Genomic DNA, 25,374 nt, shown 5'->3' on the forward strand with positions numbered 1-25,374 from the left:
GTGGAGGTCGTCGCCATGGTGACGTCGATCCGCAGCTTCTCGTGGCCGGAGGCGGTCACGTCGAGGCCGGTGACGGATCCGCCGGAGGACTCCACGGCCGTGGTGAGCTGGCTGACCGCCGTCCCGCCCACGGGGACCTCGAGTCGGACCGTCATCGAGTACGAGACGCTAGGCGCCGTTGCCATGGGGGTGCTTCTTCTTTCTCTGGTGATACCGGTACGGGTGGTACGGGTTCCGGGGTGGTGCGGGAACTGTCTCAGCCGCGGGCGATCGTGGCCGGGGCGTGGGGGCGGGCGAGGTTGTCCGGGTGGAGGATCTCGCGCAGCCGCTCCTGGGTGAGCAGCCCCTTGGCCAGGACGAGGTCGTGGACGGCGGCGCCCGTGGTGAGCGCCTCCTGGGCGACGGCGGTGGCCTGCTCGTAGCCGATGTGCGGGTTGAGGGCGGTGGCCAGGCCGATGGACTGCTCGACAAGGCGCGCGAGGTGCTCGCGGTTGGCGGTGATGCCGGTGACACAGCGCTCGGCGAGGGTGAGGCAGCCGGCCCGCAGGTGACCGATGCTCTTGAGCAGGCTGTGCGCGATGACCGGCTCGAAGGCGTTGAGCTGGAGCTGGCCGGCCTCGGCGGCGAAGGTGACCGTCACGTCGTTGCCGATGACCTCGAAGGCGATCTGGTTGACGACCTCGGGGATCACCGGGTTCACCTTGCCCGGCATGATGCTCGACCCCGCCTGGACGGGCGGCAGGTTGATCTCGGCGAGGCCGGCGCGCGGACCGCAGGACAGCAGGCGCAGGTCGTTGCAGGTCTTGGAGAGCTTGACCGCGATCCGCTTGAGGACGCCGGAGAGCTGGACGAACGCGCCCATGTCCTGCGTGGCCTCCACCAGGTCGCCGGCGACCGTGAAGGGGATACCCGTGATGGTGCCCAGGTGGCGGCAGGCCAGCGCGGCGTAGTCCGGGTGGGCGTTGAGGCCGGTGCCGATGGCGGTGCCGCCGAGGTTGATCTCGCTGATCAGCGCGCAGGCCTCGGCCAGGCGGGCGCGGTCCTCGTCCAGCATGACGGCATACGCGGCGAACTCCTGGCCCAGCGTCATGGGCACCGCGTCCTGCAGCTGGGTGCGGCCCATCTTCAGGACGTCCGCGAACTCCTCCGCCTTCGCCGCGAAGGCCTGGCGCAGGACGTCCATGGCCTCCAGCAGCCGGGCGGCGGCGAGCTGCAGGGCGAGCTTGACCGCGGTCGGGTAGACGTCGTTGGTGCTCTGGCCCGCGTTGACGTCCTCCAGCGGGTGCAGGTGCCCGTAGGCGCCGCGCTCGTGGCCGAGGAGTTCCAGCGCCCGGTTGGCGATGACCTCGTTGGCGTTCATGTTGGTGGAGGTGCCGGCGCCGCCCTGGATGACGTCGACGACGAAGTGGTCGTGCCACTGGCCGGCGCGGATCTCCTCGCAGGCTCCCACGATCGCGTCCACCTTGCGGTCGTCGAGGAGGCCGAGGTCCCGGTTGGCGAGGGCCGCGGCCTGCTTGACGGAGGCGAGGGCGGAGACGAGGTCGGGGTAGGCGGAGATGGGAGTCCCGGTGATGGGGAAGTTCTCCACAGCGCGCAGTGTGTGGACCCCGTAGTAGGCGGAGGCGGGGACGTCGCGGTCGCCCAGGAGGTCGTGCTCGCTGCGGAAGGGACCGGTGGCGGGGGCGGGCATAGCGGGATCCGATCGAGTGAGGCGGGGGAGAGGAGAAGGGAGACGAACGGCAGGAAGAGGAGTCGTCTACGCGGAGGCGGATACGGGCTCGGGTCCAGGCGCGGAGGGCTCGACTCCGGGGACAGCGAGAGCAGCGAGGGCAGCGGGGGCGGCGACGAGCTGCCGCAGCGCGCGCGTCCGCTCGTCCGCGTCGGGGGAGGCCAGCACCGCGCTGAGCACGGCGATCCGGGACTGACCGGCGCGCAGGGTGCCGGTCAGTACGGCTCCGGCGGCCGCGAGGTCCACGGCACCGCCCTGGGTGTAGATCTCAGCGACCGGGCCGGAGGGGACGCGGGTGGTCAGTGCGACGAGTACGCCGCGGGCCACAGCGGCCTTGACGGCGGCGACGATCTCGGGGGTCGCGTTGCCCGCGCCCGTCGCGACCAGGACGACGCCCTGGGCGCCCGCCTGCACGGCGGCGTCGAACAGCAGCGGGTCGCCGTCGCAGTGGTGCATGACCATGTCGACGCGGGGGAGGGGCTCACCGCCGGCCGGCAGGGGAAGCGCCGCGGGGCGCTCGGGCCGCCCGTGGACGAGGACGCGACCGTTCTTGACGTCCGCGAGGGGGTGGCCGGAGGGGTCCGCGAAGGCGTCGGCCGCCAGGGTCTGCACCTTTATCGTGCCGCGGGCCGCGTGTATCCGGCCGTCGAAGGCGACCAGGACGCCGTGGCCGCGCAGGTCGGCCGAGCCCGCCGCGAGCAGGGCGTCGTGGAGATTGCGCGGACCGTCACCGTCGGCGGCCTCGAGCGGGAGCTGGGCGCCGGTGAAGACGACCGGCCGGGGGTCGTCGTGGTGGAGGTCGAGCAGGAAGGCCGACTCCTCCAGGGTGTCCGTCCCATGTGTGACCACGACGCCGTCGACACCGGGATCGGCGAGCACGTCGTGAACGGTCCGCAGCAGGGCGAGCTGGTCGCGGGTGGTCAGACGGGCGCTGTTCACGCTCATCAGATCGACGACCCGCACCGAGACGCCCTCGGGCACCGCGGCCGTGGCCAGGACGTCCCCGCCCCGCGCGTCGGCGGCGAAACCGGAACCCTGCCAGCGACTGGCGATCGTTCCGCCGGTGCTGATGACGACGACCTGTCCCACGTGCCCGCCCTTCTCAAGATCACTACAGCCGTCGACAGGGATGCGACGACCGGGCAGGGGAACAATAGGACGAATCGCGCGCAATTGGATCGCTGAAAAGAGCGGGATGAGCGGGGAAGCGTGGCGGAAAACTGCGCGCTGGTGCGAAGCGACGAAAAAATCTTGCGCGAGCTCCGACGCGAGGCCGCTTCACCGTCCGGCCGATCTGTCCGAGCGGGCCCCAAGAAGGCGGCGCATGCGCGAGGGGCGCAGCTCCCTTGTGGGTGCTGCGCCCCTCGCGCGTGATGTGTGGTTTCCGCAGTTCTGGGTTTGGTCAGTACGCGGAGTTGACGTTGTCCATGGAGCCGTACTTGTCGGCGGCGTAGTTGCAGGACGCGGTGATGTTGGCGACCGGGTCGTAGATGTCCCAGGACGTGCCCTCGACGTGATACGCCTTGAACGTCGGGTCGATGATCTGCAGCAGACCCTTGGACGGCACACCGTTGACGGCGTTGACATCCCAGTCGTTGATCGCACGCGGGTTACCGGTCGACTCACGCATCACGTTGCGCTTGATGCCCTCGTAGGAGGCCGGGATGCCCTTGGAGTGCAGGATGTCCAGCGACTCGCTGATCCAGCCGTCCAGGTTGTCCGCGTAGGCCTTCTTCGCCGGAGCGGCAGGCTTGGCAGCAGCCTTGGCGGCGGGCTTGGCGGCGGGGGTGGGCTTGAGGGCCTTGCGCTCGGTGGAACGGCTGGCGCGCTCACGGTCGGCCTTGGCCTTCGCCTCGGCACCGGTCTTCGCGGCCTTCGCGTCCACGCCCGCCTTGGTGGCGGCGGCGTCGGCGGCCTTGGCCAGCTCGCCGTCCTGCGTCACACCGAACTCCTGCGCGCTCAGCGCCACCGTCTTCACACCAGCGGTGGTGTGGGTGTCGGCGGCGGAGGCCTGCGGCACCAGCGCGAACGTCAGCGCGGCGGCACCAGCAGCGGTGACGAGACCGGCGGCGGAGAACTTGTGGGCCTTGGACAGAGCGGTATAGCCGGAGACGGTGGAACGCATGAGGAACTAAACCCTTTCCGATCGCTTGTGTCGCAGTGGCCGGACGTGGCGCATAAGAGAAGCGCCGTTTCTCGGTCGACGGCGCCGTGCGACCCAGCCATTGTTAGCGGCCCGAAAACCCCCTGACAAAGGGTGTGACCTACGACCAAACCCCGTAAAACTCCCACCCCAACGCCCCGGAATGCCCTATTCGGGACCTCCGGCCCTACGACCCACCCTCGTATGTGACGCAGGCCCCATGAGGGGCCTCACAGCCCGAGCCGGGTTCGCTGACGGAAGGTGACGGGCTGTGTACGCTCGTGGTGCGTCGGGCCGGGCGGCGGCGCAGACTCGTGCTCATGGAGGCGGGTGTGCGGTGGTCGGTCGCGCGGTGGTACGTGTTGATGCCGGTGGTAGCGGTCGGAGTCCTGGCCGCGACCTGGGGGCGTGAGCCGCCGGCGGGCGTGATGGCACTGGTGGGCATTTGCCTGGGGGGAGCGGTGCTGGCGGCTGTGCACCACGCGGAGGCGATCGCGCACCGGGTGGGCGAACCGTTCGGCTCCCTGGTCCTGGCCCTGGCGGTGACGCTCATCGAGGTCGCCCTGATCGTCACCCTCATGGCGGACAGCGGTGGCAAGGGAGCCACACTGGCGCGCGACACCGTCTTCGCCGCCGTGATGATCACATGCAACGGCATCGTGGGGCTGTCCCTGCTGGTGGGCACGCTCAGACGGCGTGTCGCCGTGTTCAACGCCGAGGGCACCGGTGCGGCGCTGGCGACGGTGGCGACGGTCGCGGGGCTCAGCCTGGTCCTGCCCACCTTCACCACCAGCAGCCCGGGTCCGCAGTTCTCCTCGGCCCAGCTCGCCTTCGCGGCTCTGGCCGCGCTGGTGCTCTACGGGCTCTTCGTCGCGACCCAGACCGTGCGGCATCGCAGTTACTTCCTGCCGCTGACCAGTACCGGCGAGGTCATCGACGTCGAGGATCACCTGGCGCGGCCGACGGCGCGCGCCGCGCGTGCCAGTCTCGCGCTGCTGGGATTGGCCCTGATCGCGGTCGTCGGGCTCGCGAAGGTCACGTCGCCCACCATTGAGCAGGGCGTGACCGGGGCCGGTCTGCCGCAGTCGGTGGTGGGTGTCGTGATCGCCCTGCTGGTCCTGCTGCCCGAGACCATCGCCGCTGTACGGGCGGCCAGGCGCGACCGGATCCAGACCAGCCTCAACCTGGCCCTCGGCTCCGCGATGGCCAGCATCGGCCTGACCATTCCCGCGGTCGCCATCGCCTCTCTATGGCTCAAGGGCCCACTGGTCCTGGGCCTCGGGGCCACTCATACGGTCCTGCTCGCCCTCACGATCACCGTCGGCACCCTCACGGTGGTGCCGGGCCGCGCGACCCTCCTTCAGAGCGGCGTGCACCTCTCCCTTCTGGCCGCCTACATCGAACTCGCCCTCACTCCCTGAGCGCGCCCGGCCTCAGCCATGCGGTAATCCGTTCGGGTGGGAACAGTTGCCGGCGCTTCAAGGACATGGTCGGTATGTACGACTCTTGTAGGGCCAGAGGCAATCCAGGCCCGCAGGCACACAGGGGGAAATGTCATGCAGCCACTGAGGAACGTCGCAAGGACAGCCGTGACTCTCGGCGCCGCTCTCGCGCTGTTCACCGGGTTGTCCACCAGCGCCCAGGCGGCCACCGGAGACTTCACCTACGTCAATGTGAACGGGGACGACTTCACACTGCACAACCCCGAGAACGGCGAGTGCTTCCTGTTGGTCAGCGGGGCCAGGAGCGCCACGAACCACACGAACACCAGGGCGACGGTGTTCGCCGAGCAGGGCTGCGAGGGGTCAGCCCTGACGATGCAGCCGAACACATCGGTGACCTTCGGCGGCGCTGCTCCGCACAGTGTGATGTTCGGCTGAGCGCCCGGTGAGCGGGACGGCCGCGGTGAAGGCAGTCGCGCCGTCACCGCGGCTTTGGCATCCGGGGCAGGGCGCCCATCGCGGCTCTCGGCGTCGCACCGGCACCGGGAGTCGAGCACGCCGCGCTCGTACCCGCGCCCGGTCCGCCCGGATCAGCTCCTGATGCGCCGATGAGCCGTCGCCCACCAGGGTGACCCCGACGGCGTCCTGGGAGATCGTGGGCGTCGTACGGCACACGCATTCTCAGGACCACGAATCTCGGGGAAACAGGGGAAGGCCACTATGGCGATAGTTGTCACGTTCCAGGTCGAAGGCGCCGCCGGGCAGAAGCTCTACGACGACTGCATCACCCGCATCACCAACGGCCAAGGCTTCACCTCACCGGCCGACCTGCCCGTGCCCGGACTGCTCGCACACATCGCGGGGCCCGTGGAGGGCGGCTGGCGGGTCGTCGACGTCTGGGAGTCGTCCGAGGCCCTCGAAGCCTTCGCCCAGCACCTCGGCCCCATCCTCGCCGACCTCGGCTACGCCGACCTCCAGCCCGACATCACCCCCGCCTACAACGTCGTCCTGCGCTGACGCACGCCACTCCCGAACAGAGCTGGTGACGCCCGCCTCCGACACGTACATGCCCCCTGGGGGCATGCCTCCCCATCGCCTTCCCACGGTTGGGGAGGGGGGCGGGCAACTGCGCTGCTCCGACCCGGCCGGTAGTGGTCCCACAGCCGGTGTCTAGGGTGCGGTCATGACATCACAGGCTTATCTCTCCGAACTGTTCTCCCTGGACGGCCGGGTCGCCGTGGTCACCGGCGGCAGCTCAGGCATCGGCCGGGCCGTGGCCGGGGCTCTCGCGGCGGCGGGGGCGAGCGTCGTGGTGGTGGCGCGCAGGGAGGCGGAGCTGGCCGCCACGGTCACGGAGCTGACGGACCGTGGCTGCCGGGCCGGCTGGGTGAGCGCCGACCTGAGCACCCGCGACGGCGTGCGCGCCGCCGCCGACAGCGCGGCCGAGGTGTTCGGGGAGCCCGACATCCTCGTCAACTGCGCCGGGATCAACCTGCGGCCGCCCATGGCCGAGCTGGGCGAGGACGTCTGGGACGCCACGATGGCGGTGAACCTGGAGGCGCCCTACCTCCTGGGGCAGCGATTCGGTCCCGGCATGGCCGAACGGGGCTTCGGGCGAATCATCCACATCACGTCCCAGCAGGCACACCGGGCGTTCGTCCAGAGCGGCGCGTACGGCGTTTCCAAGGGCGCGCTGGAGTCCCTGGCCCGCTCGCAAGCCGAGGCCTGGTCGCCCCATGGCGTCACCTGCAACACGCTCGTACCGGGCTTCGTGATGACGCCGCTCAACGAGCGTCTGTCGTCCGACCCCGAGAAGGTGGCGGCACTGGCAGCACGGACGCTGGTCGGGCGCAACGGGCTCGCCGAGGACTTCGCCGGCGCGGCGGTGTTCCTGGCGAGCCGCGCCTCCGCGTACGTCACCGGCCAGGCGATCTTCGTCGACGGTGGCTTCTCGGTGCACTGAGCCCCGCTGCGAGAACCCCCGGAAGCAGCCCACGCCTCCGGGGGTGTGCCGTGCCGGCTTCCGTCGCCTTCCGCCCGGCGTCCCGGGTCAGTTGAGCCGGCGCACGGGGGACCCCGCGAGAAACGCCTGGATGTCCTCGACGGCCTGGCCGTAGTACGTCCGGTAGTTGCCGTGGGTGACGTATCCCAGATGCGGGGTCGCCAGGAGGCGCGGCGCCGTCCGTATGGGATGGTCGGCGGGCAGGGGCTCGATGTCGAACACGTCGACACCCGCTCCGGCCATGGTGCCCTCGCGCAGCGCGGCGAGCAGGGCGGCCTGGTCCACGATGGCCGCCCGGGAGGTGTTGATCAAGTAGCCGGTGGGCTTCATGAGGCTCAGCTCACGCGCGCCGAGCAGCCCCCGCGTACGGTCGCTCAGCGTCAGGTGGACGGAGACGAAGTCGCTGGTCTCCAGCAGCTCCTCCTTGGACGCGGCGCGTCCGACTCCGACCTCGGCGGCGCGTTCCACGGTGAGGTTCCGGCTCCAGGCCACGACATCCATGCCGAAGGCGAGGCCCACTTGGGCGACGCGGCTGCCGATCTTCCCGAGTCCGAGCAGCCCGAGTCGGCGCCCGTACAGGTCGGCGCCGACCGTCGACTGCCAGGGCCCGCCGGTACGCACAGCGGTGGACTCCGTGACGATCCCGCGAGCGAGGCCCAGCAGCAGCGCCCACGTGAGCTCGACCGGCGGCGTGGAGGAGCTGGCGGTGCCGCAGACGGTGACGCCGTGTTCCGTGGCGGCGGCGAAGTCGATGACGGAGTTGCGCATGCCCGAGGCGACGAGGAGCTGCAGCCGGGGCAGCCGGGCGAGGAGCGTCGCCGGGAAGGGGACGCGTTCGCGGAGGGTGACGACGATGTCGAAATCGGCTAGCACGGCCGCCAGTTCGTCCTCGGTGGCGAAGTGCTCGGCGAAGGTGACGACATCCACCTCATCGGCGACGGGCGACCAGTCGGTGACGGCGGTCGCGACGGACTGGAAGTCGTCGAGCACGGCACAGCGAAGTTTCATGTCGGCCTTCTTCCTCGATGATCGTGAGTCTTGATCATCTCAGGGCCGCTTCGGCCGGCATACGCGCGGTGCCGGGCTGAGCCTGGCGTCTGTTTCTCGAGGGCCGGGAAATCAGGTGCGCCCGGCGATGGTGATCAATAGGCTCAAAGCCTGTCCCACATCGGGACATCAGACGAAACATGAGGAGTTTCACCATGAATTCATTCACGCGTTTAGCCGCTTCCGCGGCGCTCGTTGCCCCACTGCTTCTCGGCGGCGTGGCTTTTACCGCCGGAACTGCTTCGGCGGCCGACATTGAGGGCCTGCAGTGCTACGACTACATCGAGAAGCTTCCCGTTCTCGAGGTCGGCAGCCGGGGTGCCGCTGTGAAGGAGGCGCAGTGCCTCCTGAAATTCTGGGGCTATGGGCCGTCCTTCGACGACTCCGAGGACGGTGAGACCGAAGGCGTTTTCGGCGTGCTGACGGAGCGCGCGACCAAGTCCTTCCAGAACAAGCGCGGACTTCCCTCCAACGGAATCATCGGCTCCGAGACCTGGGCCGAGCTGCGCCACAGCTGATCCGGCGGCTGTGCGCGTAGACCCTGGGGCGGGAGGCCGGTGGCGGAGACGGCTCCGCCACCGGCGCCGGCGGGGGAACGCCGACGGCATTGATAGCGGCACATGCGCGCCCAATGTCATCACACGGGGATGCCGTCCAGCCCGTTGATCTCGGATGACGACGGTGGCGGAAATGCCGTGGGGCATTCCCGCCACCGTTAACGGCTCCCACCGGTCCCTCCCCGGCGGAGAGACCTGCACCCAACGGCCACTCTCACGCGCACCTCACCGCTGATGTGTTGAGCGATGTCGCTACAGGTCGTTCCGATCCCCGACAGGGCCGAGTGGGCTAAAAGCTCTCGTTCGGGTGATGAAGGAACGATTTCTCTTCCCTCTCGCCGTGCGACGCCGACAGGGCCGGAAAGCATGCTCCTGTTCGCTGGTCTTCTCTGTCCGAACACCACGCCGGCGGTGCGGACGCCGCCACGCGACCAGTGGACGCTCCCTCGAACGGAAGAAGGAATTCCCTGTGCCTCTGACGACCCAGAACGTGGAGCAGGAGCTGGAGCTCGCCAACCAGGCCGGTGATCCGCCGGCCGACCAGCTGGTGTCCGATCTGATCGAAAACAAGGAAGTGGACGGGGTCAACGCTCTCTTCCGCACCATCGGCACCCTCAAGCCCGGCCAGGACCACTCGAACCTGCCGCCACGGCTGGCGGAGTTCTTGAAGCAGGCCGAGACGCCGCCTCCGGACTGGACGGACGCGGACTCCACCGCCGTCGAGGGCTTCTTCCGCCACCACCACGGCGAGGCGTCCATGCTCCAGGGCACCGTCGGTCTGATCGGCACCTACCTCTCCCCGGCCGGGGCGTTCACCCTGCGCTCCACTGGCCGCCTCGGCGGGGTCGACGGCCCCGGCCGGCGCCTGTCGCAGTCCTCGCGGCTGTTCATCGACATGGGAAACGCCGGCGCCACGCGTGACGGGACCCTCGCGGCGAACGTCACCAAGGTCCGTCTGGTCCACGCCTCGGTACGCCAGCTCCACAAGAGGAGCGGTGTGTGGGACTACGCCAAGTGGGGCGAGCCGGTCCCGCAGAAGTACACCACCGGTGCCATCTGCGTGTTCAGCGTGCAGATCCTCGAGGCCATGAAGAACCTCGGCATCGACGTCTCCAAGGACGACGCCAATGGTTTCATGCGCGCCTGGTACTACGTCAACCACTACCTCGGCACCCCGGAGAAGTGGATGGTGTCCAAGGACGCCGAAGAGACCACGCGCCTGTGGAAGAAGGTGCGCGACAACGAGTGGAAGAAGACCGACGACGGCGTGTTCATGACCAAGCAGGCCCTCGACTTCTACAAGAAGTTCTACCCCGGGCCGGTCCACGACGCATTCGTCGCGATGGTCCGCCACGCGCTCACCGACAAGTACGCCGACATGGCCGGACTGCCCAAGGGCGTCCTCGACCTCGCCGCCCAGCCGCTCGCCACCGGCCACGGCGTGGTGAGTGGCCTCGGCGGCGGTCTCCTGGGCGGCAGTGCTGGGAAGATCACCGGCGTCAACCCCTACAAGGAGATCATCGGCATCGCGTCCAAGGCGTTCAACGAGGTCGAGCGCTACGCACTCACCCACGACCAGGACGACCAGCCCCAGATGCACCAGGAACTGGGCGACACCCGCTGACTCCCCGCGAGCGGCCGGGGGACCCGCGCCCCGCAAGGGGCGCGGCGAACCACCTGACTCAAGGCCCACAACGGCCGATGATGAAAACCGGCAGGTCAGAGGCTCAGCAGTGGCACAACATCGATCTCTCCGCGAGAACTACCACCGACGCCGAGTCCCGCGCGAAGGCCGGCCAGCGAGTGGCCGGTTCGGTGGTGCTCGCCGGTGGCAGCATCGGTTCGTGACCGACATTCAGTTGCGCACCCCGATCGCGGCCGACGGTCGGCTGGATGCGGCCCCGGAGCATCCGGGGTTCACCGATCCGGCCTACCTGCGGCACCGGCAGGCGAGCTTCGCTTGCCAGGTTCGTCCCTTTTGAGGACTGGCTCTGCATGGGAGGTGCTGGTCACAGTCATTCGGCACGCACGCGATCCGGCCGCCGACCGCCGCGCGAGCCGTGCCACAGGCAGCCACACATTTCGCACCCCACCGGTCGGGGACAGGACGGAGAGCCGCGTCGGGCAGGATGGCTTCCCATGACGAGTGGGAGAGACAGGCTCATAGAGCTGCTACGACGCGCGGGACTGGAAGTCGTGGGGGACTGGCGGATCGAGGAGGTACCGCCGCCCCGAGCCGCTTGGCGGCCGGTCATCTCGGGCGGCGCCGAGCCGACCGTGTCCCTACGAGAGGACCTGCCAGACCTGGTCGCCGAGCTCAACGCACATTGGCACCGGCTCGCGGTCGGCAACGGGATCCTTGGCGAGGACGGCGCATTCCTGATCGATGTCGCCGGCGACTGGACGGGCTGCGCACCCAGGCGCTGGACACGGGTGCGGCTCACCGAACAGTGGGACCTCGCCGGACTCCTCGGCGAACGGCCCGGGCAGCCGGCGTTCGTCACCCTCGCGACGGACGGCGACACCCTGATCGGGGTGACGACGGAGGAGGACGAGGTCCGGCTCACCCTGTTGGACCACTTCGCCGAGCACCAGGAGACAGCCGCGCGGGTGGCGGCCCAGGAAACCCCTCAGGGACGGGAAACCGCCTGGGCGGCACTGCTTCAGGGACCGGAGCCGTCGGCGAGGCTGCGCGAGACGTGGGCGCACGGGCTGGCCCTCAACCCGGCCACACCCGACGACCTCCGCGCTCGCCTCCTGGGCCTGTCGCACTTCCTCCTGTGGCGCCCACTGCCGACGGCGGTCGTCGAGGCGGCCATGGTCCACCCGGAGTGGAAGCTGCGGCAGCTGCTGGCCGAGGCCCAGCCGAACATCACCGCTGAGCAGTGGGCCCGCTTGATCCTGGGCGAACAGGAATCCCGGCACCGGTGGATCCTCACCATGCTCGCGGCAGACCGGCGTGCCGACCTCACCGACGCCGCTTACGAGCAGCTCGCCGCGGACCGCTCCGCACGGGTCCGCGAAGAGGCCACTCGCCTTCCCGGACTGCCCGTACACATGCTCACCACTTTGGCCGCCGACGTCGACCCGTCCGTACGGGCCCAGGCCTGCTGGAGGGCTTGGCCCCGTCTGGACGCTACGGCCCGGCGCGCGCTTCTGGACGACCCTTCGGGCAAGGTCCGCATGGAGGCGCTGCTCCAGTACCACCAGGAGCACCCGATGCCCCGATCGGTCTTCGACATCCCGGAGCTCCAGGACCGCGCGACGGCCATCTGCCGTCTGGAGCGCGACCTCGCCGAACACCTGGCCCACCACGCCGATCCGGCTCAGCGCTGCTCCCTGGCAGGCAACCCGCACCTGGACCCGGACCTGGTCGGCCTCCTCGCTCAGGACCCCGACGAGAACGTCCGTTCCGTGGTGGCGACGCGCTCCGACCTCACCGAGGAACAGCGGGCGGGCATCCCCATCGACTTCGACCCGCGCGGCCACTACGGTCCGCTCGACTGGGTCGTGGCCCTTCACCAGGATCCCGGCGCCATGCGCCGCCTGGCCGCCTCCGCCCACCCCCTCGTGCGCAGGAGCGTCGCCCGGGCCCGGCACCTCCCACCGGACGTCGTCGCACACCTCGCCCGCGACGAGGACCGAGTCGTCCAGCTCTTCCTCGCGGAATCCTGCGACGACGCTCCGACGGACATGCTGTTGAGGGTGTGGCAGTGGTGGACCGGCAGTCTCAGCGTCCCCGACCGCCCCCACGGTCACCCGAACTTCCCCCGCCGCGACCTGCTCCGCTACGCCGACGACCCGAACCCACGGATGCGCCGACTGGCCCTGGACGACCCGGAATCGACGACCGAGCTGGTCGAGCGGTTCAGCCGGGACAGCGATGAGGAAGTCCGACACCGGGCCGCGACCGACCCCCGGCTGACACCCGCGTCGGCCGTGCGGCTGCTCGACGACCCGCACGAACGAGTGCGCCATGCGGCTGCCCGGCACCCCGCACTGCCCGCGCGGGTGCTCATCCGGCTGCTTCAGGACACCGATACCGCGCAAGACGCGGCCCAGCACCCGGCGTTGCCCCTTCCCGTCATGGAACGGATGCTCCAGCGGATCCAGTTTCCGGACGACGCCACGCAGCAGCCATGAGCCGGTAGACCGACGACTCCTCCACGTCGTCTTGCGGCGCCGAGGCCATCACGATGCGCCGCATCGTGCGCAACCCTTGGCTTCCTGCTTCAGGTCGCGAGCCTGCTCACCTACTCGTGGATTCTCCTGGTCCGCTGTGGCGCACTTCGGCCCACTGTTGTCCGGAGCGCACATGACGGCGGGCCGGCGTGGGACGCTGCCCGTATGACCGGCATCCAGGACGACTTCCTGTCCACCGTCCGCGCCGCCGCCGAGCTGCTGCGCGAGGAGGCGGTCGGCGCCGCCTGGGACAGCCCGAGTGCGCTGCCCGGCTTCAGGGTGCGCGGTCTCGCCGGGCACCTGGCCTATCAGGTCCTCTGCGTCGCCCCGGCTCTGACGGGTCCGGAACCGCAGGAGCCGGTCGTCTCCCTCCTTGGCCACTACTCCCGCGTCGGCTGGATCGGTGCCGCACACGATGCCCGCGCCAACGTCCGTATCCGGCAGGACGGCGAGGACATCGCCGACGACGGCCACGCCGTTCTGAAAGCGCGCGTCGCCTCTGCCCTTGAGGAACTGCCCGCTCTGCTGGGATCGGTGGATGCGGACCGGCCGGTCCGCATCCACCTGTGGGGACCGTGGTCGCTGCGCCTCGACGACCTGCTCATCACCCGCATGATGGAGATCGCGGTCCACAACGACGACCTCGCCGTCAGCGTCGGCGTGTCCGCGCCCGAGCTCCCGGAACGCGCCATGGACACCGTTTTCGCGCTCCTCACCCGGCTGGCACGGCGCCGCCACGGCACCGCCGCGGTGCTCCGCGCCCTCACCCGGGCCGAACGCGCCCCGGCCTCGATCGCCGCGTTCTGACGTTCTGCGGCCGCCCCTCGGGTCGTTCAGGCGGCGGCGGTCTCCCGGCCCGGCCGCCCGCCGAGCAGCGGGTGAAGTCTCCGCGCGCATGGCGCTCCACCGCTGCCCAGGCCGCAGCCAGATGCATCCGCCCCAGAGCCTGGCGGACGAGGGCCGGAGCCCGGTCCCGTCCGGTGACGCCGGGGTGGAACCAGCCCTTGCAGCCCGCCAGCCCCGTACTGCGGAACTCCGCCCCGTACATGGCCAGGTGCAGGTCGGCGGCGTCCGGGCGTAGAAACACCTCGGCGGCGACCGTCCAGCGTTCGATGGCCGCCCAGCGTAGCTGCGGGGAATGACAGGCGATCATTGCCCCATGCCTCCGCATTGTGGTGATCCCACAGAATCCTGTCGGCGATTCGGTGGTCAGGGCCGAGCGAACATCACAGGAACATGCTGGCAGTGTCTCTCCTATGAGGACCTGACGGGGCGTGAGCAACACTGCCACGCCTTGTCGACTTCCTACTTGCACATCGAGGGGCGAGGATGAGCTTCAGCAATGAGGTGCTGGTGACGGGCATGGGGGCGATGACGCCTCTCGGTGTCGGTGCGGCACGTTCGTGGAAGGGCCTGCTGGCCGGGGAGTCCGGTGTGACGAGGCTGGGGGAGGAGTGGGCGCCGGACCTGGCGGTGCGCGTGGCCGGCAGGCTCCCCGTCGAGCCGACGGACCTGCTCGACCGGGTGGAGGCCCGCAAGCTGGACCGGTGTGAGCAGCTGGCGCTGATCAGCGCACGCGAGGCGTGGGGGGACGCGGGTCGGCCGGGGGTGGAGCCCGAGCGGCTCGCCGTCGTCATCGGTACGGGAACCGGCGGCATCCTCAGCACGCTCGCGCAGGATGACATCTACGAGCGGTCGGGGGCACGCCGGCTCTCCCCGTTCGCGGTGCCGATGCTGATGCCCAACGGGCCGGCGGCATGGGTCAGCATGGACCTGGGCGCACGGGGCGGTGCCAGGACGCCGGTCAGCGCCTGCGCGTCCGGAGCGGAGGCCATCGCGATGGGACTCGATCTCATCCGGGCCGGGCGGGCCGACGTCGTGGTCGCGGGCGGCGTCGAGGCATCGTTGCACCCGTTCTGTGTCGCCGCGTTCGCGCAGATGAAGGCCCTGTCCACGGACGACGGGGACCCGGCAGCGGTATCCCGTCCCTTCGACGCCGGCCGCAGCGGCTTCGTCATGGCCGAGGGCGCGGGTGTGGTGGTCCTGGAACGCGCCGGGTTCGCGCGTGCCCGCTCGGTCCGTACGTACGGCAGGCTCGCCGGGGCATCGGTCTCCTCCAGCGCGCACCACATCACCGCGTCGGACGCCGAGGGACAGGTCCACGCCATCCGTACGGCTCTCCGCGACGCGGACCTCGCGCCGCGGGACATCGACAACGTGCACGCACACGCCACCTCCACCGAGTCCGGGGATTTGGCCGAGGCGGAGGCGGTCGCGAAGGCGATCGGTGCTCACGCGGCGGTGACCGCCACGAAGTCGATGACCGGTCACATGCTGGGAGCGTCCGGCGCCGTGTCGGCCATCGCGGCACTGCTCACACTCAAGGACGGGGCACTGCCTCCCACTCGCAATCTCGACACGCTCGACCCGGCGGTCGACCTGGACGTGGTCCGCGGCGAGAGCCGGGCCGGGGCCTGGTCGGCGAGCCTGGTGAACTCCTTCGGTTTCGGCGGGCACAACGTGAGCCTTGTCTTCACCCGAGAGGACTGACGCCGCCGGCGCCCGGTGTCGGGCCCTGGGGAGCTCAATTTCAGCTGCGCTTCTCCTCGCTTCCCTCATCGTCCTGTTCCACTGACCGTCTGGTGACCCGAGCGTCTTCGGTGTTCATCCCGGGACAGCCGGGATGCCGCAACCGCCACGCCCTTGCCTGCTACGTTCCGATGCCATGGACAACGGTGTGTATGTGGGAAACGCCGGCAGGGACGCGGCACTGGATCGAGGATGGCTGCTGGGGCATTTCAAGGACGCTGCCGACCCCCGGCACAGCGAGACCGTGGAGATCAAGTGGGGCGTCCACCCGCGAGGCGACGAGCGGGCGCAGTGGGTGACCGGTGAGGAGCGCACCGCACTGCTGGTCCTGATCAGTGGCCGTTTCCGGGTGGAGCTGCCCGGTCGCAGTGTCCTCCTTGCCCGGCAGGGTGACTACGTCGTGTGGGGCCGGGGCGTCGACCACTCCTGGTACGCGGAGGAGGAGTCCGTCGTGCTGACAGTCCGCTGGCCCTCCGTCCCTGGCTACAAGGCGGACGGCGATCAGGGCGGTGCTGATCGAGCTCGCCCGTTCACGGCCGGGACGAGTGCCGTCGGTTCGTAGCGGACGGCGAGCGCGTCGTAGCAAGGGGGACGGGAACGTCACCAGGGGAGAGGAACGATATTTCTGGCGCGCCTGTGACCCAAGGGTGAGGCAGTGACACGGAACGGGGAGGATTCAGCCTTGAATGAATTGAAATTGGCCGAGAGCAGCAGGAGCGAGCGTGGCATGCGATTCCGGCCTGCAATCATTTTCCTGATGCATTGTCGGGAAGGCTGAGAGAGGGCATGGGTAAACAAGTCAAGTGCGGCTCGACCAAAACAGTGACAGGCAAGCCGTGCCAGAACCCTGCAATGATCGGCTACTCGCGCTGCCAGATCCACCGCGGCGAGTGGAACCGGCCGCAGAGGAAGAAGACAAAGAAGCGCCGTTGACCGATACCAGGTCATTCCGGAACGCCCAATCAATCGCCTGCGCGCGGCAGCTCGCTGTGCGTGTTGCTTCCGAAAAGCAACCTCAGCCCCCACCGAAGCTGTCGCTCACACGATTCCCGGAAAACCCAGCAAAATCAAGGGTCAGGCGGGCGCACAGACGGGCTGAGCCGGGCAGCGCACAGCCTGGACGAGGAGCCGGGCGACGGCTGCGCCATCTGCCATATGTCCCTGGCCGGGCGGGGACAGCAGATGGCGCAGCCGTTCACTGTGGCGGTATGTCACCGCCACGCCATGGCTACGGGTTCTCCTGCAGGGTCAGGCCGTAGTAATCGACGTGGTAGTCCCCGACCTGCTGCGCGTGGTCGGTCAGACTGAGGTCCTTGGGGGAGGCCACGCCGAGGTCGCGCAGGGTGTCGACCATCATCCGGGCCAGCCGGCGGCCGTCCACCTCGCCGACACCGTAGTCTCCTGAGTGATAGGGGACTTCGACCCAGTGATCCAAGGCGGCCGGGCGGGTGGCGTGCGCGATCCAGCCGAAGGAACTGGGATCGGTGATGCCCTCCCCGAGCGGTTCCGGGTCGTAGACGATCTCCAGTCGTTCGCCACAGGCGAGGTGGAACAGGATCGGTCCATAGGTACCGGGCACCAGGGCGTGGAAGCCCAGATCCAGCTCGATGCCCAGGGCGTGGGTCTCGGCCGGGAGGGTGTGGAGGAAGTCACCGAGGGCGTGGGAGAAGACCTCCCAGTCGTCGGTGCGCCAGCGGCCCGGAAAACCCAGGCCCGCGTTGGCGGGGTCGCGGCGCGAGCCGAAGAATCCGCCGACGGCGTAGTGCTCACCGTGACCCTGCCGCCAGAACCAGTTCTCCACCGGATCGGTCGGCTGGAGCAGCAGTTCGGGACCGTGCTCGCCGGCGTGCAGCTCCAGTGTGTCCTCCCGCCCGCGCCAACGCAGGAAGGGACTGCCCCACAAGGGAGCCGAGTCGTAGAACGGGCCGGGGTCACCGTACGCGCCCATGATGGGAGCGGGACCGAACTCCTGCGTGAGCGCCTCGGCGACCGTCCGGAAGGCCGCGGCCTTCTCCGCGGCACCGCCCTGCGGCACCGCGACGGGCACGTAGAGACCCACGTAGTCCTCACCGCTGTGCGCGTAGTCTTTCTCGAAGCGGCCCACCGGGCGCAACCGGGGCGCCCACTGCGGGGACGCGTCCGACTCCTGCCCCGTGACCAGCCGCGGTCCGGCGTCGCCGTCCCACCATTGCCAGCCGAGCCCTTCGACCACTGCCCGCACCGCCGGCTCGCTCCAGCCGCCGGTCGCCGCCTCCCTCAGCCGCCGCGCCAGCTCCATCACGCGCGCCTCGTCCCAGGCCCCCGTCATTCGCACTCCTCGTTCCGTGCCGTGCTCGTGCGACAGACCTTGCCACACGCCACTGACAAGGGATCACTCGCCGCCTGGCGAGGCCCGGACGAGGCCGCCCGTCGCGGCGCCGCCTGAACCGGCCCTGCGGGATACCGGCCGTCCGGCGGCACTGTCGGTGCTCCATAGGCGACATGTCGGTGGCCGCTGGAACCGTGGATGGGGAGTCGCCCGGCAAGCAGCAGCGGCCGTCGTCACCAGCAAGGGAGTCCCGTCGCCATGTCGTCCGCAACCTCCACCCCGCCCTGGAGTGTCCAACGGCTGCCGCGTGCCGATGGCAGCGTCTTCCTGGTCACCGGCGGGAATGCCGGCATCGGGTATTTCGTCGCGGAGCAGCTGTCGGCAACCGGGGCAATAGTCGTACTCGGCAGCCGGAATCCCACGAAGGCCGAGGACGCCATGGCGTCGATACGTGCGCGTGTTGCCGGTGCGCGGGTACGGGCCGTGCGGCTGGACCTCGCCGACCTCCCGTCGCTGCGAGCAGTCGAGGAATCACTGGAGGTGGAACGCCTCGACGCGGTGGTCCACAACGCCGGTGTCGCGCTGGATGACCCGCCGCGCAAGGAGACCGGGGACGGCCACGAGCTCATGTTCGGCACGAACCACCTCGGGCACTTTGCGTTGACCCGGTGGCTGATGCCGCTGCTGTCGGCTGCTCCGGCGGCCCGCGTCGTGACCATGGGCAGCTTCGCGGCGAAGTCCGAACCGCTCGACCTGGACGACCTGCAGTCCCGGAACGACTACCGACCCAAGCGCACCTACGGACGCTCCAAGCTGGCACAGATGTAGCGTGCGCGGGGGCCAGCTGTGGGGACCACGCGTCTTCGGCCTCCGCGGCGAGCCCCGACGTGAACGGGTGTGGAACCATCTCGCCGACACCTCCATCGCCTCGCGGTTGTGGGACGCGAGCTGTGACCTGACCGGCGTCAACCCTCGCGCCATCCCCGGATAGCCCCAGGCACGCGCGCACCGACGAACGAGCGTTCCTGGGCTGGGCTCGACCTGGAGGCGCCGGCTTGGCAGGGCCGTCCGCTCACCGCGGGAACACGGTGCGTGTCTTTGACGTCGCGATGGCCTGGAACAGAAAACCGAAAGCCGCCGCTGTGACTGCGGCCCACCGCAGGTCGTTACGCTCTGTATGCGCTGGCGATGGACGGTGACCTGGGCGTTGTGCGCCACGGTCGTGTGTGGGTTGTTGATGTGGCCGCTGAGGGACCCTGCGCGAATCTCCGCCGCTGCCGCGGTGCTGAGTGCCGTCGTCGCCCTGTTCGGAGCGCTGTCCATGTGGGCCTGGCGCGCCGGCAGAGGCCGTGCGCACTCCAGCAGTGAGCAAGTCGTGGATGCTGCCGAGGTATTGGCTCGTACTGTCCGCCGACAGTGGGAGGAAGAGGCGGTCCTCCGCCAGCTGTACGATCCGGCGCCGCTGCCGTTGGCCTGGTCGGACTGTCCCCACCCAGGAGTGTCCGACCATCGCCGGATGGTGGGCACGTCCGTGGTCTGCCGGACCGGTGACCCACAGGATCTGGCCACGGCGTTCGGTTCGCTTCCGCGTCGCCGCCTTGTGATCCTGGGGTCGGAAGGATCGGGGAAGACGACCTTCGCCGTTCTGCTCCTGCTCACCCTGCTGCGCACGCGTACCACCGGCGATCCGGTGCCGATGCTCTTCTCGCTGTCCTCCTTCGATCCCGCGCGTGAGAGTGCCGGGACCTGGCTGCGCCGCCGCATCGCCGCGGACTACCCGGCGATAGCCGACACCGAGAACTACGGTGCCAGTGTCATCGAGGACCTCCTCACCGAGCACCGGCTGATCCCCGTCCTCGACGGTCTCGACGAGCTCCCCGAACGACGGCGGGCAGCAGCCCTGGCCTCCCTCAACGACACGCTGCCGTCCGACACCCCTCTCGTCCTCACCTGCCGCACCGCCGACTATGTGCGAGCCGTGGCGGAAAGCGGCATCCTGACCGGAGCTGCGGTCCTGGAGCCCGCGCCCGTACGGACCAGTGATGCCCTCGCCCTCCTGAGGCTGGCCACACCACCGGGATCCCGTCAGCACGGTTGGAACGCCCTGGGGGCTCATCTCGAGCGCCATCCGCAGGCCCCTGCCGCCCAGGCGCTGACGAGCCCGCTGATGGTGGCCCTGGCCCGGTCCGTCTATGCCGACAACGACGGCGATCCCGCCGAACTCATCGACACCCGACGCTTCTCCGCACCCGCCGACATCGAGCGCCACCTCCTCGGCGCGCTGGTCCCGACCCTCTACCGCAGGGCCCAACGACAGTGCCCCGCCCGAAGCTGGGAACCCCGGCAGGCCCAGGGCTATCTCGCTCATCTCGCGGCGGGAATGCATGCGCAGGGCACCTATGACCTGATGTGGTGGCAGTTGTACCGGTGGACTCCGGCCCTCGCCGGACCATGGCGGCGTGCATGGACGTGGGCTTCGATCCTGTGCGTCGGCCTTCTGCTGACCACGTCGCTGCTGGTGGTTGTCCTGGACGCGCCTTCATGGCCTGAGGCCCTGCGGTGGTTCCCCCTGTCGCTGCTCGAACCCCTTGCCGTCGTTCCCATGCTGGGTCTCAGCGGCCTGATCACCACGCGGGAACGCGGCCTGACCCGTGCGTCTGCCGTGGCCGCTGTCGTCGCCCTGTCCGCAGGGTTCGCGATTCCACCGGCCTCGTGGTGCTACTACGGCAGCGTCTCCGCGCCGGTGATAGTAGCCTCCATCGGTTTCTTCTGTTTCAGTCTGTGGCTCGTGATGCTGGGCGTCGGCCTGCCGTCCCCTCCCCGTACACCGAGCCGAAGCCGGCCTGACCGGCGACGCTGGCGCAGGCAACTGTTGCGTGCACTCGTTCTCGTCATCGGCGTCACCGCCATCAGTGAGTTCATTTTCGCCGGTTACGCGCTTGCCGGGTACGAGGCCGTCCTGCCGGCCGGAATCACGCCATGGGGTCTGGTGATCGGAGCCGTGGCGGGGGTGAGCCTGGCCGCACTGGACTGGGCCAGAAACCCGTCCTCTGCTGACGACGTGGCCACCGCCAAGTCCTCCATTCAAGCGGATCGCCTGATCTCGCTGATCAGCGGAGCCGCCTGCGCGGTGGTCTTCAACGTTCCCGACGGCGCCATGCGAGTCGGGCCCTGGACCCCGTCCGATCCGCTGCGTACCACGGTGTTCGCGGCCGTGGTCGGTCTCTTTCACGGCGGCCTCATCGGGATCACCATCGCTCTGGCTGCTCACTCCTGGCCCCACTACACCGTCGCCCGCCTGCTGCCCGCCGCTCGCGGCAAGCTCCCCTGGCGGCTGCAGGCGTTCCTCGCCGACGCCCACCGGCTCGGCATCCTCCGCCGTATCGGCCCCGGCTACCAGTTCCGCCACGCCCGCCTCCAGCAGCACCTCGCCACCCACCCCGGGCTTCCGAGCCCACGCACGGGACGGCCACCGGACCGTTCCAGCTCCGCACGAGCGACCACCACGTGACACGAGGTCAGGAAGCCGGCACGGCCCCGTCCGAGGGCTTGCGGGAGCGGAACGTCTCCCCGTGATGGTCGACCGCCGCGAGATTGAGCCGGGCGGACTGTCGGTGTGCGGGCCCTCGGGGGCGCGCGCCGTATTTACACGCTCACCGACGACACCACTCGGTGGTCGCGCCGGACCCGAGACCTGCCCGGAGGGTCGCCAGACCTGCCACTGTGAGCCCCGGTGCGGGACTTGAGCGGCCTCAGCGACCGTTCTCCATCATCATGTCGATCAGGGCGCGCGCTGTGTTGTGGTCGGAGTCGATGCCGTGGACCTCGGCCCCTTCGAAGATGGCGGTCTCGGCGCTGCGGGGGAACATGGCCTGCTCGTACTGGATGAGCGCGGCCTCGACGTCGTCAGGGTGCGCGGCGAGGGCCTCGCCGAGCTCGGCGCCGTCGAGCATGGCCAGGTTGGCGCCTTCGCCGTTGGGAACGGTGAGGTGGGCGGCGTCGCCGAGCAGGGTCACTCCCGGTACCCGGTCCCACCGGTGCCCGGTCGGCAGGGTGTAGTGGGGGCGCAGGACCGGCGCGGTGTCGCCTGCGGTGATCAGCGTGGTGAGTTCCGGCGCCCAGTCATCGAACTCCTGCGCGATCCGTGTGGTCGCTGCGGCGGCATCGGTGAAGTCGACGGCGGCGAACCAGTCCTGCGGCTTGTGCAGTGCCACGTAGACGTGCAGGGTGTCGCCGCGTTCCCGGTGAGCGAAGATGTCCTTGCCCGGCGAGGCCGCGATCATCATCCCGCCGCCGACCGCTTTCGCGGCGGCCGGGTGCCGGGCGTCGGCGTCGAAGAAGTAGGTTTCGACGACCGACGTGCCGGCGTACTCGGGTATGGCGGTGGAGAGCAGCGGCCTCACTCGTGACCACGCGCCGTCCGCGCCGACCAACAGGCTGGTGACGATGGTGCCGCCGTCGGCGAACGTCACCTCGTAACAGCCCTCCCCGAGGGCACGAGCCCCGTCGGCCTTGTGTCCCCAACGGACCGTGCCGGCCGGGAGCGAGTCGAGCAGGATCCGCCGCAACTCCCCGCGCATCACCTCGGGGCGTCCCCCCGTGCCGTCGTCGGGTCGGTCGAGCAGGACGGTCCCGTCCCGGTCGAGAACCCGTATCGCCTGGCGGCCCTCCAGGACGATGGCGTGGAACTCGTCCATCAGACCGGCTGCCTCGAGGGCGATCTGCCCGTTGTAGTCGTGGATGTCGAGCATCCCGCCCTGCGCGCGCGCCGACGGGGAGGTATCGGCCTCGTAGACCGTGACCGGAATTCCATGGATGTGCAGGACGCGGGCCAGCGTGAGGCCACCGAGTCCGGCGCCGATGATCGTGACTGGGGTGTGCATGATCACTCCTCAGAGTCGGGCCGCCGGCGAACTCCGGCCGACCGTCCCTGAAAAGGTGCCTGAACCTGCCGATGAACCGCCGACAGCGGACCGACAGCTCCGATGGACGGCCGATACCGCGGATCGGTCGAGCGGGCCGAGTGATGACTTCCGCATGGCCGGATACCGAAGCACCAGCCGTTGACCAGGGCGAGCAGGCGCGGGCGGCACCCGATCCGCCTACTCGGCTTCGCTGCCGGCGCTGTAGCCGCGCGACAGTGCCTTGAGCATGCCGGTCAGGCGGGGCGATGCCGATGATGGCGTGGGCGGGATCCGGGTCCGATTCGTAGAGGCGGCGCGGTCCGATTGCCGGGCCGACCATCTGCCACAGTGCTCCGGCCGTGACCGCGGCGACGACGTCGCCGGCCTGCGCCGGGCCCAGTGCGCGCGGCGGTGCCACCTCCTGGAGTGCGGCGAGTGCGCGGCGTAGCCGTCCGAGGCGATCGCTTGGGTACACACCGGTCTGGCGGGTACGGCTGCGGGGGCCGGATCGACGTCGGCAACCCGCTGCCAGCCGTCGGCTGCGTCGCCGTCCTCATTCGCGGTGGAGCGCCGCCCCGAGTCAGGGGTGGGGGCTGTCGGCTGGTGGCCTGCCCCGTTCCTCACGCCGCGTGAAGTACGGACCCGCCCGCGCGGGACGCTCTGAGGGTGGCGCTCCTGCACGCCTATTACGGTGAGGTCGGTCTGGGCGCACTATCAGGACAGGTCCTGAGAAGAGAGGCAACCTCAATGAAATCGAGGGCATTTCGCCTCACCCCGGCAGCGATGGCGGTCACGGCGGCGGTGCTGCTGGCCGGAACGTCGGGGGCGGCCGTTGCGGTCCCGTCGCCGGATTCGCCTAGCACGACCAGCACCACCGTGAACACGTCGGACGACGATCTGGCGCAGTCGAACTGGACAACGCGTGGCAAGTATTACCACGACCAGGAGTGCTGCTACGCGGCGGGCAATCATGGTCAGCAACACCACGAGTGGAGCGAGTACCGGTGCAAGGCCCACGGCCATTGGTGGTGGCTGGACACCAAATGAATGACGAGCCGGCGGTCTTGTGCTCCCGGGCAACTGCTCGGGAGCACAAGACCGCCGTCGTCCCGCTTATCGGGCACATGGTGGGCGTGCGACGGGGTTGGCTGTCAGGCAGTCGTGGAGTGGCGCCGGGTAAACCGTTGATCTTCGGTGCCCAAGTTCTCCCCATCGCCAGGTATCTGGATGGTTCGAGAACTGCCCCGGGGGCTCGACGACTGAGCAATAACAGGGTTCGCGAGGTCGGCACTCATTCTTTACAGGGGTTCCGCCGGGAGCGCGGCATAGGTATCCCTGAGAGCCGTGAGCACCGTGTCGTGGTCCGGGAACCTCACCTCGTCGATCGCACGGATGGCGCGCACGCCAATGGCTGCGTTGGTGGCGAAGGCGGCGCGCAGAGAGGGAAGTTCACTGACCGGGACGGTCCGAATGGTGCCCGGGTCGTGGGCATCTTGCAGCAGACGCATGGTCACGCCCGGCAGGATGTCGGCGTCCGGCCATACCACCTGACCGGAGCGGTCCACGAAGCCGATGTTCCACGTGCAGCCTTCCGAGATCCGGCCGTCGGGTTCGGTGAACAGGACGTCGTCGAACCCGGCGAGCTGCGCCTGACGCCGCAGTCTGAGCTGGCTGAACTGCGCGACGTGTTTCACGGCGGCGACGTCGCGACCGAAGGGGAGGGAGGTGACACGGAGGGGAGACGGAGCGAGGGCACCTGCAGGACGAGTGGTCACCAGGAGGTGGGGCTCCGCCTTTCCGGCAGGGTGTGCTATGTCCAGGTCCGGGGCGAAGACGGTGACGCGGATGGTCAGCGCGTCGGTCCGTCGGCCGACTTCCTGCCGCACGTAGCGCAGGACGCGCTGGGTGTCGAGTTCCGCCGCGAAGACCGTGGCACAGTCCTGTACGAGCCGCGTGAGATGCAGTGAAAGCCCGCGGACCGCCCCGTTCTCCACCCTCATGGTGGTGAAATGCCCGTAGTTCGTCAGGGCGAGGGACATCATGTGCTCGACGGATACGGGTGATCCATTGACGTTGGCCATGGGGTAATTGTCAGTCCGAGGCTGCCACGCGCGGAATCCCGTGGCAGACCATGACCTCACCTGCTTGGATGCCCTTGTGTTCTCCGAGCAGCTGGCCCAGCTGGAGGCGTATTACGACGCCGTCCCCCGCACCGGTGCCCGGGCCGAGGACTTCGGTCCACTGACCCTGTTCGTGCAGGAGGGTCGGGGCACCTGGCCGTACTACGCCCGCCCGGCGCTCGGCCATCCTGGCACGGCCGGTCGTGAAGACGTGGCCCGTGTCCGCGCGCGCCAGCGTGAGCTGGGTGTGCCCGAGAGCTTCGAGTGGGTCGCTGAGGCGGCGCTGTCTCTGGGTGCCGCTGCGGAAGTCATGGGACTCGTGGTGTGGGGGTACTCGTTGATGGTGTTCGG

At 69.5% G+C, this 25,374-nt stretch carries 20 protein-coding genes and 3 pseudogenes; 15 read left to right on the forward strand and 8 right to left on the reverse strand.

Translation table 11 applies throughout. From position 1 onward, the window contains the following. From AC07BS_RS34540 to AC07BS_RS34555, 4 genes and pseudogenes are all read right to left on the reverse strand, one after another. A pseudogene (locus AC07BS_RS34540) lies at positions 1-185 on the reverse strand (NAD-dependent malic enzyme); the annotation flags it as partial. A gap of 71 nt (positions 186-256) precedes the next feature. Then, complete coding sequence (aspA, locus tag AC07BS_RS34545; protein ID WP_478651191.1) at positions 257-1,690, reverse strand: aspartate ammonia-lyase; 1,434 nt, start codon at positions 1,688-1,690, stop codon at positions 257-259. Between the two features lie 66 nt (positions 1,691-1,756). Continuing rightward, on the reverse strand, positions 1,757-2,818 hold the full coding sequence (locus AC07BS_RS34550; RefSeq protein WP_478651189.1) for an asparaginase: 1,062 nt from the start codon (positions 2,816-2,818) through the stop codon (positions 1,757-1,759). A gap of 313 nt (positions 2,819-3,131) precedes the next feature. Then, positions 3,132-3,854: a transglycosylase SLT domain-containing protein gene (locus AC07BS_RS34555; protein ID WP_478935511.1), complete on the reverse strand. Its 723-nt coding sequence runs from the start codon at positions 3,852-3,854 to the stop codon at positions 3,132-3,134. Between the two features lie 338 nt (positions 3,855-4,192). On the opposite strand from AC07BS_RS34555, the gene AC07BS_RS34560 reads away from it, so the two are divergent. From AC07BS_RS34560 to AC07BS_RS34575, 4 genes are all read left to right on the forward strand, one after another. Next, positions 4,193-5,293, forward strand: a complete 1,101-nt coding sequence (locus AC07BS_RS34560; RefSeq protein WP_478650863.1) for a calcium:cation antiporter — start codon at positions 4,193-4,195, stop codon at positions 5,291-5,293. Positions 5,294-5,461: 168 nt separating this feature from the next. Continuing rightward, positions 5,462-5,752, forward strand: coding sequence for a hypothetical protein (locus AC07BS_RS34565; protein ID WP_478650865.1), 291 nt, complete (start codon positions 5,462-5,464; stop codon positions 5,750-5,752). A gap of 282 nt (positions 5,753-6,034) precedes the next feature. After that, on the forward strand, positions 6,035-6,331 hold the full coding sequence (locus AC07BS_RS34570; protein WP_478650867.1) for a hypothetical protein: 297 nt from the start codon (positions 6,035-6,037) through the stop codon (positions 6,329-6,331). Positions 6,332-6,497: 166 nt separating this feature from the next. Further along, a complete protein-coding gene (locus tag AC07BS_RS34575) occupies positions 6,498-7,277 on the forward strand; it encodes an SDR family NAD(P)-dependent oxidoreductase (protein ID WP_478650869.1) in 780 nt (259 codons plus the stop codon). An 87-nt stretch (positions 7,278-7,364) separates the two neighbouring features. Here the strand turns inward: AC07BS_RS34575 and AC07BS_RS34580 are convergent, their stop codons facing one another. After that, positions 7,365-8,324, reverse strand: a complete 960-nt coding sequence (locus tag AC07BS_RS34580) for a D-2-hydroxyacid dehydrogenase family protein (protein ID WP_478935513.1) — start codon at positions 8,322-8,324, stop codon at positions 7,365-7,367. A 194-nt stretch (positions 8,325-8,518) separates the two neighbouring features. On the opposite strand from AC07BS_RS34580, the gene AC07BS_RS34585 reads away from it, so the two are divergent. The 7 genes from AC07BS_RS34585 (at position 8,519) to AC07BS_RS34615 (ending at position 16,253) form a co-directional block, all read left to right on the forward strand. Next, positions 8,519-8,881, forward strand: coding sequence for a peptidoglycan-binding domain-containing protein (locus AC07BS_RS34585; protein ID WP_478935514.1), 363 nt, complete (start codon positions 8,519-8,521; stop codon positions 8,879-8,881). Between the two features lie 508 nt (positions 8,882-9,389). After that, positions 9,390-10,544, forward strand: coding sequence for an oxygenase MpaB family protein (locus AC07BS_RS34590; protein ID WP_478935515.1), 1,155 nt, complete (start codon positions 9,390-9,392; stop codon positions 10,542-10,544). A gap of 220 nt (positions 10,545-10,764) precedes the next feature. After that, positions 10,765-10,902: a hypothetical protein gene (locus AC07BS_RS34595; RefSeq protein WP_478935516.1), complete on the forward strand. Its 138-nt coding sequence runs from the start codon at positions 10,765-10,767 to the stop codon at positions 10,900-10,902. Positions 10,903-11,059: 157 nt separating this feature from the next. Continuing rightward, positions 11,060-13,063, forward strand: a complete 2,004-nt coding sequence (locus tag AC07BS_RS34600) for a PE-PGRS family protein (protein ID WP_478935517.1) — start codon at positions 11,060-11,062, stop codon at positions 13,061-13,063. 204 nt (positions 13,064-13,267) lie between these two features. After that, positions 13,268-13,909: a maleylpyruvate isomerase N-terminal domain-containing protein gene (locus AC07BS_RS34605; RefSeq protein ID WP_478935518.1), complete on the forward strand. Its 642-nt coding sequence runs from the start codon at positions 13,268-13,270 to the stop codon at positions 13,907-13,909. A 522-nt stretch (positions 13,910-14,431) separates the two neighbouring features. Further along, positions 14,432-15,652: a beta-ketoacyl-[acyl-carrier-protein] synthase family protein gene (locus AC07BS_RS34610; protein ID WP_478935519.1), complete on the forward strand. Its 1,221-nt coding sequence runs from the start codon at positions 14,432-14,434 to the stop codon at positions 15,650-15,652. A gap of 175 nt (positions 15,653-15,827) precedes the next feature. Further along, a complete protein-coding gene (locus AC07BS_RS34615; RefSeq protein WP_478935521.1) occupies positions 15,828-16,253 on the forward strand; it encodes a cupin domain-containing protein in 426 nt (141 codons plus the stop codon). 666 nt (positions 16,254-16,919) lie between these two features. Here the strand turns inward: AC07BS_RS34615 and AC07BS_RS34620 are convergent. Continuing rightward, positions 16,920-17,999, reverse strand: coding sequence for a hypothetical protein (locus AC07BS_RS34620; RefSeq protein WP_478935523.1), 1,080 nt, complete (start codon positions 17,997-17,999; stop codon positions 16,920-16,922). A 258-nt stretch (positions 18,000-18,257) separates the two neighbouring features. Here AC07BS_RS34620 and AC07BS_RS34625 point away from each other — a divergent pair. Next, a pseudogene (locus tag AC07BS_RS34625) lies at positions 18,258-18,990 on the forward strand (SDR family NAD(P)-dependent oxidoreductase). Positions 18,991-19,374: 384 nt separating this feature from the next. Further along, on the forward strand, positions 19,375-21,510 hold the full coding sequence (locus AC07BS_RS34630; protein ID WP_478935524.1) for an NACHT domain-containing protein: 2,136 nt from the start codon (positions 19,375-19,377) through the stop codon (positions 21,508-21,510). 241 nt (positions 21,511-21,751) lie between these two features. On the opposite strand, the gene AC07BS_RS34635 is transcribed toward AC07BS_RS34630, so the two are convergent. Beyond that, positions 21,752-22,882 (reverse strand): FAD-dependent oxidoreductase, encoded by a 1,131-nt coding sequence (locus AC07BS_RS34635; RefSeq protein WP_478935525.1) that lies wholly within the window; start codon positions 22,880-22,882, stop codon positions 21,752-21,754. A 687-nt stretch (positions 22,883-23,569) separates the two neighbouring features. Between AC07BS_RS34635 and AC07BS_RS34640 the strand changes: the two genes are divergently transcribed. Beyond that, a complete protein-coding gene (locus tag AC07BS_RS34640; RefSeq protein ID WP_478650893.1) occupies positions 23,570-23,950 on the forward strand; it encodes a hypothetical protein in 381 nt (126 codons plus the stop codon). A 251-nt stretch (positions 23,951-24,201) separates the two neighbouring features. On the opposite strand, the gene AC07BS_RS34645 is transcribed toward AC07BS_RS34640, so the two are convergent. Next, a complete protein-coding gene (locus tag AC07BS_RS34645; RefSeq protein WP_478935527.1) occupies positions 24,202-24,984 on the reverse strand; it encodes an aminotransferase class IV in 783 nt (260 codons plus the stop codon). A 76-nt stretch (positions 24,985-25,060) separates the two neighbouring features. On the opposite strand from AC07BS_RS34645, the pseudogene AC07BS_RS34650 reads away from it, so the two are divergent. Beyond that, positions 25,061-25,374: pseudogene (locus tag AC07BS_RS34650) on the forward strand (GNAT family N-acetyltransferase); the annotation flags it as partial.

The sequence above is a fragment of the Streptomyces sp. NPDC044063 genome (assembly GCF_056434285.1).

Excerpts from the sequence above, each read along its gene's own strand:
- aspA (WP_478651191.1), bottom strand. The coding sequence starts at position 1,690 with ATGCCCGCCCCCGCCACCGGTCCCTTCCGCAGCGAGCACGACCTCCTG.
- AC07BS_RS34555 (WP_478935511.1), bottom strand. The coding sequence starts at position 3,854 with ATGCGTTCCACCGTCTCCGGCTATACCGCTCTGTCCAAGGCCCACAAG.
- AC07BS_RS34560 (WP_478650863.1), top strand. The coding sequence starts at position 4,193 with ATGGAGGCGGGTGTGCGGTGGTCGGTCGCGCGGTGGTACGTGTTGATG.
- AC07BS_RS34570 (WP_478650867.1), top strand. The coding sequence starts at position 6,035 with ATGGCGATAGTTGTCACGTTCCAGGTCGAAGGCGCCGCCGGGCAGAAG.
- AC07BS_RS34575 (WP_478650869.1), top strand. The coding sequence starts at position 6,498 with ATGACATCACAGGCTTATCTCTCCGAACTGTTCTCCCTGGACGGCCGG.
- AC07BS_RS34580 (WP_478935513.1), bottom strand. The coding sequence starts at position 8,324 with ATGAAACTTCGCTGTGCCGTGCTCGACGACTTCCAGTCCGTCGCGACC.
- AC07BS_RS34585 (WP_478935514.1), top strand. The coding sequence starts at position 8,519 with ATGAATTCATTCACGCGTTTAGCCGCTTCCGCGGCGCTCGTTGCCCCA.
- AC07BS_RS34600 (WP_478935517.1), top strand. The coding sequence starts at position 11,060 with ATGACGAGTGGGAGAGACAGGCTCATAGAGCTGCTACGACGCGCGGGA.
- AC07BS_RS34605 (WP_478935518.1), top strand. The coding sequence starts at position 13,268 with ATGACCGGCATCCAGGACGACTTCCTGTCCACCGTCCGCGCCGCCGCC.
- AC07BS_RS34610 (WP_478935519.1), top strand. The coding sequence starts at position 14,432 with ATGAGCTTCAGCAATGAGGTGCTGGTGACGGGCATGGGGGCGATGACG.
- AC07BS_RS34615 (WP_478935521.1), top strand. The coding sequence starts at position 15,828 with ATGGACAACGGTGTGTATGTGGGAAACGCCGGCAGGGACGCGGCACTG.
- AC07BS_RS34620 (WP_478935523.1), bottom strand. The coding sequence starts at position 17,999 with ATGACGGGGGCCTGGGACGAGGCGCGCGTGATGGAGCTGGCGCGGCGG.
- AC07BS_RS34635 (WP_478935525.1), bottom strand. The coding sequence starts at position 22,882 with ATGCACACCCCAGTCACGATCATCGGCGCCGGACTCGGTGGCCTCACG.
- AC07BS_RS34645 (WP_478935527.1), bottom strand. The coding sequence starts at position 24,984 with ATGGCCAACGTCAATGGATCACCCGTATCCGTCGAGCACATGATGTCC.